We start from the raw sequence: 9,212 nt of genomic DNA on the forward strand, positions 1-9,212 counted from the left end.
ACGCAATAGGCCTTGGCCCAGCCCACCGCGGCGGCGTACGCCGCCTTGTCCACCCACTCCAGCACCGTGCCGGCATCCACGGAACCGCTGTGTCCGACGTCGGTGGGGGCCGCAAGGAAACGAAGGGTCACGGAATTGGCGGCAGTCTCACTCATGAAAATAGTTTATTGAAGTGACAGTCCCACCAGATGCGGGGACGTCTACGCTGTTCCACCCGTCACAATCGATGCACTCCCCGCCGGACACGTGTTGACGATGTTGAAAATTACCCGGGCATGCGGCACAAACACCGACAGGACGTTGTCGCCGTCGTCCTTCACCATGGGAAGCGCCGGGACAGCCCCGGCAAGAAAGGGCACTCCAATGAACCTCGTATCCATCCGCATCATCACCGACAACGTAGCCGCCCTGGCCAGCTTCTACGAACAGCTCACCGGCGGACGTGCCGTGCACCTCAATGAGCACTTCGCCGAGCTCCGTACCACCTGCGGAACGCTCGCGATTGGGAGTACCGCCACCGTCGGTCTCTTCGGGCCAGGCTCGGCGCGGCCGGCGGACAACCACACGGCGATCCTTGAATTCCTTGTGGACGACGTCGACGCCGAATATCAGAAGCTGCGGGGCTGGGCCACCACGTTCGTGAACGAACCAACAACCATGCCGTGGGGCAACCGGTCACTGCTGTTGCGCGACCCAGACGGCAATCTGGTCAACCTCTTCACACCGGTCACCGCTGCGGCGATCGAGAAATTCGCCGCTTACGCCCGATAGATTCGGCCACCCGGTGGGCCGGGAACCCAGCGAACGGAGTGTCCACGGTCGCCCGTACGGAGCGGGCGCCCGTGCCCGTCCCGCCTCCCACCGACGGGGACCATGACCCTGCGGAGGGAGGCGAGCCGGCCGGCGTGCTGCGGGCGTGAACTTGCCAGCCAGCTGGCCAGCACTCGCGCCCGTGGGTCGAGCAGTCCCTTCGGAATTTCAGGACCGGCGCCGCGGTAGAGTGAACCGGCGGAATCGGCACAACTTTTCAGGAGCGGGATGGCAGGCGCGGGCGGACCGGTCTTTGACAGCGAACGGCGCAGGGAGATGGCGGCCGCCTTCCAACAGGGCGGGGAGCACTATGACAAGGTGCGCCCCGGCTACCCACAAGAGTCGCTGGACTGGCTCGTGGATGGTGCGGGGCCCGTCAACGACGCCCTGGACGTGGGCGCCGGGACCGGCAAGTACACCCAACTGCTGGCTGCGCGCGGCTGGCGGGTCACCGCCGTCGACCCTTCGGCGGACATGCTGGGACAGCTGCAGCGGAATCTTCCGGGCGTGACCACCCTGCCGGGCACGGCCGAGAACGCGGGGCTGGCCGGAAACTCTGTGGACCTGGCGGTGGCCGCGCAGGCATGGCACTGGTGCGATCCCGTGGCAGCAAGCACCGAGATGGCGCGTGTGCTGCGTCCCGGCGGCGTCCTGGGGCTGGTTTGGAACCAGCTTGACGTCAGCGTTCCCTGGGTCCACCGGCTGGCCCGCATCATGCACGCCGGGGACGTCCACAAGCCCGATTTCCGCCCGCACGTGGGCCCCGAATTCCGCGGGCTCGCCTCGCTCGAATCGCGGTGGCAGCAGCCCGTCACGCCCGAGGAACTGCTGGACCTGGTCAAGTCGCGCAGCTACTACCTCAAGGCCAACGACGCAACGCGCACCAAGGTGCAGGGCAATCTTCGGTGGTACCTTTTCGAGCACCTGGGGCACCTCCCCGGCGAGGAACTGGCCCTGCCGTACTTCTGCCAGACGTGGCGCGCGCGGGCATGCGCTTCCTCGACAGGAACACCTCCCAGGAGCTATGATTTCGGTATACCTAAATTTTAGGTTTCGGAGAAGCGAAGGGGTAGTTCATTGCTGGAGACTGCCACCACGAAGACCGGTTCGCCGCGGCGCAGCCGTGGTGGACTGTTCTTTCTTCTGGGACCAGCCTTTGTGGCGGCCATTGCCTATGTCGACCCCGGCAACGTCGCCGCCAACCTCACCTCGGGAGCCACGTACGGCTACCTGCTGGTGTGGGTGCTGGTGGCCGCGAACTTCATGGCCATGCTGGTGCAGTACCAGTCCGCCAAGCTGGGGGTGGTGACTGGCAAGTCCCTGCCGGAGCTTCTCGGTGAACGGTTCGGCACCACCGGACGGCGGCTGTACTGGGCGCAGGCCGAGCTCGTGGCCATGGCCACCGACCTGGCCGAGGTTGTGGGCGGCGCCATCGCCTTGAACCTGCTGTTCCATGTGCCGCTGCCCGTGGGCGGCATCATAGTGGGAGTCGCCTCCATGGCGCTGCTGACGGTGCAAAGCCGACGCGGCCAGCGCCACTTCGAGACCATCATCATCTTCCTGCTGCTCATCATCACTGTGGGCTTCCTGGCCGGGCTGGTGCTCAGCCCGCCTGACCCGGCCGGCATGCTGGCGGGCATGGTGCCGCGCTTTGAGGGGACGAACAGCATTTTGCTGGCGGCCGGCATGCTGGGGGCCACCGTGATGCCCCATGCCATCTACCTGCATTCGCAACTGGCCAAGGACCGGCACCCAGGCGCCCGCCGCACGCCGGAAGGCCTCAACCGCATTGTCCGGGCCACCCGCTGGGATGTGGTGGCGGCACTGCTCCTTGCCGGGGCCGTCAACATCGGCATGCTGCTGCTGGCAGCGTCGACACTGAGCGGGATGGCCGGCACCGACTCCATCGAGGGCGCGCACGCGGCCATCGCCGCCAGCCTGGGGCCGGTGGTCGGCGTCGTGTTTGCCGTGGGCCTGCTGGCCTCCGGGCTCGCCTCCACCTCCGTGGGGGCCTACGCAGGTGCCGCCATCATGCACGGCCTGCTGCATGTGCGCATCCCACTGCTGGCCCGGCGTGTGGTCAGCCTGATACCCGCCATCATCCTGCTGGCGGCAGGCGTTGACCCGACCTGGGCCTTGATCGTCAGCCAAATAGTGCTGAGCTTCGGCATCCCCTTCGCCTTGATCCCGCTGCTGCGGCTGACCGCCAACAAGGACCTCATGGGCGCATACCGGGACCGGATGCCGCTGCGGCTGGCCGCCCTGGCCAGCGTCGTCCTGATCGTGGCGCTGAACGCCGTGCTGTTGTGGCTGACGTTCTCCGGGCAGGCTTAGCCGGTAGGCTGGGGACGTGAAAGCTTCCCCCACGTCCTCCAGCATTGAAGACTATGTCAAGGTCATCTACTCCTTTACGGAGTGGCAGGACAAGCCCATCACCTCCACGCAGCTGGCAGCCAGGCTCGGGGTGGCCAACTCCTCCGTCTCGGAAATGGTCCGCAAGCTCAAGGACCAGGACCTCGTGGACCACCAGCCCTACAGCCCCATCCGCCTCACCGGGACCGGACTGAAGCTGGCCCTGGCCATGGTCCGCCGCCACCGACTGCTCGAAACGTACCTGGTCCGTGAACTCAGCTACACCTGGGACGAGGTCCACGAGGAGGCCGAACAGCTCGAACATGCGGTGTCCGAAACGTTCATTGAGCGCATGTCCGCCAAGCTGGGCCATCCCACCCGCGACCCGCACGGCGATCCCATCCCAGATGCCCGCGGACGCATCACCATGCCGCCCTCACACCGCCTCGACGAGCTCGATGCCGGGCACCGCGGCCGCATCAGCCGCATCAGCGACCACGACCCCGAGCTCCTTCGCTATCTCGAGCAGCACGGCATCGGCGTCGACACCGCACTTGAGATCGTCGGAAAGCGCCCCTTTGGCGGCACCTTGGAAGTTGCCCTGCTCCCCCCCAGCGGCACCCCCGCAACTGCGCACGACGCCGGCCACCTGGGATTGGGCGACGAGGCCACGGTTTCGCTGTGGCTCGTCACCGAGGGCTCCCACGAGGGCTGCACCGTCCAGGAACTCACGGGCGGCTCCCTCATGAGCCCCCACGTGTCTGGTGACTAGGCCCGCGCAGGCGTCGGACCGGCGTTCCCTCGTCTAGCGCCGCCGCAGAACCCATGATGCCGCGAACCACACGACCGTGACGGCCATCATGGCGATTCCCAGAACCGTGGCGCCGGCAGCAAACAAGGCGTCACCGGCTAGGAGGAACAGGACCAGCGAGGCAATTGAAACCACATTCACAGGCAGGCGCCTCGCACTTTTCGGGGCCATGAAGATGCCCCACAAAACCACCACCGCGGCCGGGATGCCAATGCCGAGCACCAGGTTCCAGGGATCGGGCTGCCGGAAGCCCCAGTAGAGGAAGGACGCCACCATGGCCACTTCCAGGACAAAGGCGGTGGCTGGAAGCAGCATTCCTTCCGCAACAGCGGTGATTCCCGAATTACGGGTAGTGGCGACTTCCGCCCTGCGACGTCCCATGGCTTCCTTGTCCGCTCAGTCGTTCTTTGCCGTGCCGGCCGACGCCGTGCCGTCATCAACCGTGCCTGCCTGCTTCTTGGCTGTACGGTCATGGCGCAGGATAAACCGCTGCACCTTGCCGCTGGCAGTCTTGGGCAGCTCAGCTTGAAAGTGCACGCGGCGCGGATAAGCGTGCGCCGCAAACTTGGCCTTCACCAGAAGCGCCAGCTCCGTTACCAGCGCTTCTGAGGGCTCATGACCGTCGTTAAGCACCACATAGGCCTCCAGCACTTCGCCCCGGATCTCGTCGGGCACGCCGATGACGGCTGCTTCGGCCACGGCGGCGTGGGTCACCAGCACCGATTCCACCTCGAACGGCCCTATTCGGTAACCGGCCATGATGATGACGTCGTCGTCGCGGGAGGAAAAATAGATGTAGCCGTCAGCATCCCGGCTCCCGGCGTCGCCGGTCAGGTACCAGGCGCCGTCCGCGGCAAAGCGCTCAGCGGATTTCTCCGGCGCGTCCACGTAGGACGTAAACCAAAAGAACGGGCTGGCAGCAATGTTGATGGCCACGCGGCCGGGTTCGCCGTCCTCTGCGGGCGAGTCGGCGGAATCGGAGAGGACGTCCACACTCCAGCCCGGCAGGGCTACGCCCATGGAGCCGGGCCGCAGGGGTAAAAGCAAGTCCCCGTGCCATGCATTGCCGGCCACCATGCCGTGCTCCGTCTGGCCATAGTGGTCCCGGACGTCGACCCCGAAGACCTCGCGGCCCCAGTCGATCACGTCCGGGGTCAGGGGCTCGCCGGCGCTGGAGGCACGGCGCAGGGCATGCTGCTGCCCCGCGGCGGAACCGGCCCGCAGCGCCCGGTATACGGTGGGTGCGGCAGCAAAATTCGTGACCTGGAACTTCTCCATGACGGCCCATGTGAGTTGCGGGCTGAAACCCGCCGACAACAGCAGTGAGCGGGTTCCGGTAGCCAAGGGTGCCAGCAGTGCAAAGTAAAGGCCGTAGGCCCAGCCGGGATCGGCCATGTTCCAGAACACGTCCCCGGGGCGGACGTCAAGCCCAAATTCCTGATAGCCCGCAAAGGAGGCCACGCTGCGCAACGGGATCGGCACGCCCTTGGGCGTGCCTGTCGTTCCGGAAGTAAACAGCTGCACCAGGATTCCGTCCCCGCCGACGGCCACCGGAGTACCGGAGGCGACGGGTCCGGCGTCGCGGGCGCCGGGGGAACCCGGGCCGCCAACCGCAGCGGCTTCCGCTTCCAGCCCGTCAAAGGAACCTGTTCCGGCCACCATCTCGGCAAAGGAGATGTCGTAGCCGAAGGCCTCCCCGCGGGCCACCACCACCAGGGGCGAGGCGTCATTGGGAACCCCGCCGGGCGGGAACAACTTGCGGCGCTGGTCGGCGTCGCAGATGACCAGCCGCGTTCCGGTGGCCTGCACGCGGAAGGCTATGGCGTCGTGCGCGAACGCGGTGAACAGCGGCACGTCGACGGCGCCGAGCCGCCAAATGCCCAGCAGCGCCACCACCAGTTCGGCTGACTTGCCCATCAACGTGGCCACGTGGTCTCCGCGGCGCACGCCAAGGGTGGATAAGGCGGCGGCGAACCGCGCGGACTTCCCGCGCAGTTCGCCATACGTCACGTCCTTGCAGCTCAAGTCGGACTGCACCACGGTAAAAGCGGTGTTATCCGCCGGGTGCCTGTCGCAGAACAGTTCCGCGGCGTTGGCCCCGGGCACGGCAAAGGTGTCCAGCAATTCCTGGACACGTTCGCGTGCGGTGAGGGTCATTGGGGATTTAGCCTTCGCAGTCCTTGCAGTACAGCAGGCCATTCTTTTCGCGGGCCACCTGGCTGCGGTGGCGGACCAGGAAGCAGGAGGCACAAGTGAATTCGTCCTCCTGGGCTGGGATGACCTGGATAATGAGTTCTTCGTTGGAGAGGTCGGCGCCGGGCAGGTCCGTGCCTTCAGCCGTGTCCGAGTCCTCGACGTCGATGTGCGCCGTCTGGGCACCGCCACGCTGCACCTGAAGAGCCTGCAGCGACTCTGTCTCGTGGTCTTCGTCCTTGTTGCGGGGTGCGTCGTAATCCGTTGCCATGCGGTTTTCAAACTCCTGGGTGCTCGTGGTTAAGGCGGGGTAATTCAGCGGCTCATTCTAGCTCCTCAAAGCCGGAATAGCGCCCTTAAATTCCCAATGTTTTCCCACAGCATAGGGTATGGTGGCCAGATTTCCCTGTGGATATGGCATTTCCGGTGGAATTCACCCCCAAAAGGGCCCCCATTGTGGCTCTTCTCACGTCATAAACCACACCAATGCGCAGGGAAAGGCGCGACGGCGGGCGCCCGGCCCCGCGTCCGACTCGCCGCCCGCCGTGGATACGCCATATCCTTGAAGGAACATGGCAAACAACCCTCCTTCTGCAAACCGCTCACTGAACCGCCGGCAAGTGGCACAGGCGCTAAACATCCCTCCGGAAATGGCCGCGCGGAACGGCATCCCGTCCCGGATGCCAGCCTCTGATGTGGCCGAACTTGATGCCAACCCGCCAGCCTGGCTGATGCAGTCACGCGCCAATTCCACGGGGAAGCGGCCGGTCTGGGTGGAGCTGCGCTGTTATGTGTGCGATTTCCACGAGCTGGCCAGGCCGAAAAAGTGGTGGCCGGAATTCACCTTTGTCATGTGCGACTTCCACAGCAGGAACGAGCTCCCTGCACCCTCCGCGGGCTGGCGGCGCAGCGAGTTCGACGGAGTGGGCAGCCGTTTCCTTGGCATCACCGACACTCAGGACCCTGAGTAGCTGCACGCACGGCAGCTGCGCAATTTGCACTTTATTCGTCCAAGGCAAAAGCAAGGAGGGCTCAGCCGTGACCGTCCCGGCGAAAGTCTTTTTACATTGGCTCGACGACGTGGCAGGATCCACCAGCCATGCCGCGGTATGCCGCGCCGCCGGCATCAAGCGATCCACCCTGGCCCAGCAGCTGGTGCGCGGACGGGTCACCATGGCCACGGTGGCGGCAGTCAGCCGCTCCCTCCAGCTGCCGGTGGTTGAATCAATCTCCACCTTCGACCAGTACCGCGGCCTGGCCGCCGGCATCGTGCAGCCCACGGATGCGGAACTGCTCAGCCAAATCTCCGACATGGACCTCCTTCAGGGAATACTGAACCGGAGCAGCGCGGCGGACAACGGCACCGAACCAGCCTTGGCCGAACTCTCCCCCATGCCGCACCGGGCATCCGTGCGAACCTGGCTGGACGCCGTCGACCCTTCAGATCTGCGGAAGCAGGTGGCCCGGGATGCGGGGATTGCCCCGCAGAACCTGTCCGCCCAAATCACTGCCAACCGGCTCACCCCCGAACTGGCCATCCGGTCAGCCCAACTGGCCGGCGTCGGACTGACCAACGGGCTCGTTGCCACCGGATTCCTCACACCGACGGAGGCCGGCTGGGCACCCGCGTCCCGCACTGCGGCATTGCGCAAGACGTCCAACAGCGCGCTGGTCTCCTTGGCCGCCGAGCGATTGGAAGCCCTCAGCCGCACCTTGCGGCGGGTGGAACAGGACGCTGCCGCCGCAGAGACAATATGGGAGAACCTCGGATGACAGCTGTACTGCAGTGGGCGGCGCTGGTGATGTGCCTTGGATGCACCCTGTGGCGGCTGCCGGCCTTATTTAGGGGCCGCAACCGTGGGGTGTTCTGGGCGTTCTTCCTCATCTCGATGTGCGTGGCGCTGAGCATTCCTGCGATCTACCTGCCTGTTGACGTGCTGCTGGGCGGGGTGAACTTTGCCAATGTCGTGTTGCGGCTGGGCCTTTTCACCGCCGTGTTCCTGCTCGCCGCCAAGATTGCTGCTGCCTACAATGCCCCCAAGGCACGGGCCTTTATCCGAGGGCCGCTTGGCCTGGCCGTCCTCATCGCGTGCTCGGCCGGAATCCTCATTACCTACCTCCTATCCGACCTCAGTGGTTCCAGCCCCGGCCTTGCCGGCTTTGGTGACCAGCCCTCGGTAATCGCGTACACGGTGATTGGACGCTTATACGCCGGTTTCGCCGCAGCCTGCCTGATAGCGCCCACCGGGCAGGCTGCGTTTTCGCGGCTCCCGGCTCTGGACCGTGCCGCAGCCCTTTCCATGTGCCTGGGTTTCGCCGGGATCTGTCTGGCTCTCGTGGCACAGGCAACTCCCTGGCGCCTGTCCAGCATCATGGGCCTGCTTTCCTTCGGCTCGATCCTGTTCGTGGCCACCGGACTGGCACTCGTCTGGGTGTCATATTTGCGGGGGCCCCAGAAACAATAATTCCCGATGTACACTTTTCCATTAGCTTGTGTAATACTAATGATTGTGTGAACGCCACCAGGGGTGGGGTCCACACAACTTCTTTGGGGGTGAGTGGTGGCGGGGCTTCGTTCCGGCCACCACTTATTCGTTTAAGTCCTCCGTATGGACAAATCAGCGGTGCGTAGGCTGCGCACCGGATCAGCGGGCCGGGCGCACGAGGCCAGGCGCACGTAGCCGGGCCCAGCCCTCCCGGCGCATCTAGCCGGACCCTGCGGTCCGGGCCCAACCGGTCACCACTGGCCGGCCCGTATCTGGCCGGGCGCAACTGCCGGCCGGCCGCTGGCCATCAGGGAACTCCGTGTACACGCTCATTTGAGCCCCATGACTTCTTCCCTTCCTTGAAATCACGGGGGCACAGGCCCTTCCGCTGACGGTTATGTCAAGCCGGCCCCGTTAGGCTGTCAGTGGGAAACGCACCGTCCGGAATACCACCGCCGCGGGCGCCCCGGGCACACACCCCGCGCCGCGAGAAAGGTGTTTTTGCGATGTCTGTTGGTGTTTTTGATTTGTTTTCCGTGGGTATTGGCCCGTCGAGTTCC

The 9,212-nt window shown here is 65.3% G+C and carries 11 protein-coding genes and 1 pseudogene; 7 read left to right on the forward strand and 5 right to left on the reverse strand.

Annotation, left to right across the window (positions count from 1 at the left end; translation table 11 throughout):
• Both CVV68_RS24495 and CVV68_RS23695 read right to left on the reverse strand, forming a co-directional pair.
• Positions 1–155: pseudogene (locus CVV68_RS24495) on the reverse strand (acyl-CoA thioesterase); the annotation flags it as partial.
• A gap of 45 nt (positions 156–200) precedes the next feature.
• Positions 201–359, reverse strand: coding sequence for a hypothetical protein (locus CVV68_RS23695; protein ID WP_170133321.1), 159 nt, complete (start codon positions 357–359; stop codon positions 201–203).
• Positions 360–363: 4 nt separating this feature from the next.
• Here CVV68_RS23695 and CVV68_RS22285 point away from each other — a divergent pair, with 4 nt between their 5' ends.
• From CVV68_RS22285 to CVV68_RS22300, 4 genes are all read left to right on the forward strand, one after another.
• The gene (locus tag CVV68_RS22285; RefSeq protein ID WP_110503174.1) at positions 364–771 is read left to right on the forward strand and encodes a VOC family protein; all 408 of its coding nucleotides are present in this window, start codon (positions 364–366) and stop codon (positions 769–771) included.
• Positions 772–1,038: 267 nt separating this feature from the next.
• A complete protein-coding gene (locus tag CVV68_RS22290; protein ID WP_110503175.1) occupies positions 1,039–1,860 on the forward strand; it encodes a class I SAM-dependent methyltransferase in 822 nt (273 codons plus the stop codon).
• 30 nt (positions 1,861–1,890) lie between these two features.
• Complete coding sequence (locus CVV68_RS22295) at positions 1,891–3,144, forward strand: Nramp family divalent metal transporter (protein ID WP_110503183.1); 1,254 nt, start codon at positions 1,891–1,893, stop codon at positions 3,142–3,144.
• Between the two features lie 16 nt (positions 3,145–3,160).
• The gene (locus CVV68_RS22300; RefSeq protein WP_110503176.1) at positions 3,161–3,934 is read left to right on the forward strand and encodes a metal-dependent transcriptional regulator; all 774 of its coding nucleotides are present in this window, start codon (positions 3,161–3,163) and stop codon (positions 3,932–3,934) included.
• A 33-nt stretch (positions 3,935–3,967) separates the two neighbouring features.
• On the opposite strand, the gene CVV68_RS22305 is transcribed toward CVV68_RS22300, so the two are convergent.
• From CVV68_RS22305 to CVV68_RS22315, 3 genes are read right to left on the reverse strand one after another with little or no spacing between them, the layout of a single operon-like run.
• The gene (locus CVV68_RS22305; protein WP_110503177.1) at positions 3,968–4,354 is read right to left on the reverse strand and encodes a YrdB family protein; all 387 of its coding nucleotides are present in this window, start codon (positions 4,352–4,354) and stop codon (positions 3,968–3,970) included.
• A 15-nt stretch (positions 4,355–4,369) separates the two neighbouring features.
• Positions 4,370–6,130, reverse strand: coding sequence for an AMP-binding protein (locus tag CVV68_RS22310; protein ID WP_110503178.1), 1,761 nt, complete (start codon positions 6,128–6,130; stop codon positions 4,370–4,372).
• A gap of 7 nt (positions 6,131–6,137) precedes the next feature.
• The gene (locus CVV68_RS22315) at positions 6,138–6,437 is read right to left on the reverse strand and encodes a DUF4193 domain-containing protein (protein ID WP_110503179.1); all 300 of its coding nucleotides are present in this window, start codon (positions 6,435–6,437) and stop codon (positions 6,138–6,140) included.
• A gap of 301 nt (positions 6,438–6,738) precedes the next feature.
• Here CVV68_RS22315 and CVV68_RS22320 point away from each other — a divergent pair, with 301 nt between their 5' ends.
• The 3 genes from CVV68_RS22320 to CVV68_RS22330 all read left to right on the forward strand — a co-directional run bounded on the left by CVV68_RS22320 (position 6,739) and on the right by CVV68_RS22330 (position 8,631).
• Entirely contained in the window at positions 6,739–7,137 is a 399-nt protein-coding gene (locus CVV68_RS22320; protein ID WP_110503180.1) for a hypothetical protein, read from the forward strand.
• 67 nt (positions 7,138–7,204) lie between these two features.
• Positions 7,205–7,939 carry a hypothetical protein gene (locus CVV68_RS22325; RefSeq protein WP_110503181.1) on the forward strand — a complete coding sequence of 245 codons (735 nt, stop codon included), beginning with the start codon at positions 7,205–7,207 and terminating at the stop codon, positions 7,937–7,939.
• The gene (locus CVV68_RS22330; RefSeq protein WP_110503182.1) at positions 7,936–8,631 is read left to right on the forward strand and encodes a hypothetical protein; all 696 of its coding nucleotides are present in this window, start codon (positions 7,936–7,938) and stop codon (positions 8,629–8,631) included. Before CVV68_RS22325 ends, CVV68_RS22330 begins: the two co-directional genes overlap by 4 nt.
• Positions 8,632–9,212: the final 581 nt, after the last annotated feature.

Source organism: Arthrobacter livingstonensis, assembly GCF_003219815.1.
Lineage (GTDB): Bacteria > Actinomycetota > Actinomycetes > Actinomycetales > Micrococcaceae > Specibacter > Specibacter livingstonensis.

What these genes read in the sequence shown, in the direction of transcription:
- CVV68_RS22330 (WP_110503182.1), top strand. Translation starts at nt 7,936, where the DNA reads ATGACAGCTGTACTGCAGTGGGCGGCGCTGGTGATGTGCCTTGGATGC.
- CVV68_RS22305 (WP_110503177.1), bottom strand. Translation starts at nt 4,354, where the DNA reads ATGGGACGTCGCAGGGCGGAAGTCGCCACTACCCGTAATTCGGGAATC.
- CVV68_RS22315 (WP_110503179.1), bottom strand. Translation starts at nt 6,437, where the DNA reads ATGGCAACGGATTACGACGCACCCCGCAACAAGGACGAAGACCACGAG.
- CVV68_RS22285 (WP_110503174.1), top strand. Translation starts at nt 364, where the DNA reads ATGAACCTCGTATCCATCCGCATCATCACCGACAACGTAGCCGCCCTG.
- CVV68_RS22310 (WP_110503178.1), bottom strand. Translation starts at nt 6,130, where the DNA reads ATGACCCTCACCGCACGCGAACGTGTCCAGGAATTGCTGGACACCTTT.
- CVV68_RS22320 (WP_110503180.1), top strand. Translation starts at nt 6,739, where the DNA reads ATGGCAAACAACCCTCCTTCTGCAAACCGCTCACTGAACCGCCGGCAA.
- CVV68_RS22290 (WP_110503175.1), top strand. Translation starts at nt 1,039, where the DNA reads ATGGCAGGCGCGGGCGGACCGGTCTTTGACAGCGAACGGCGCAGGGAG.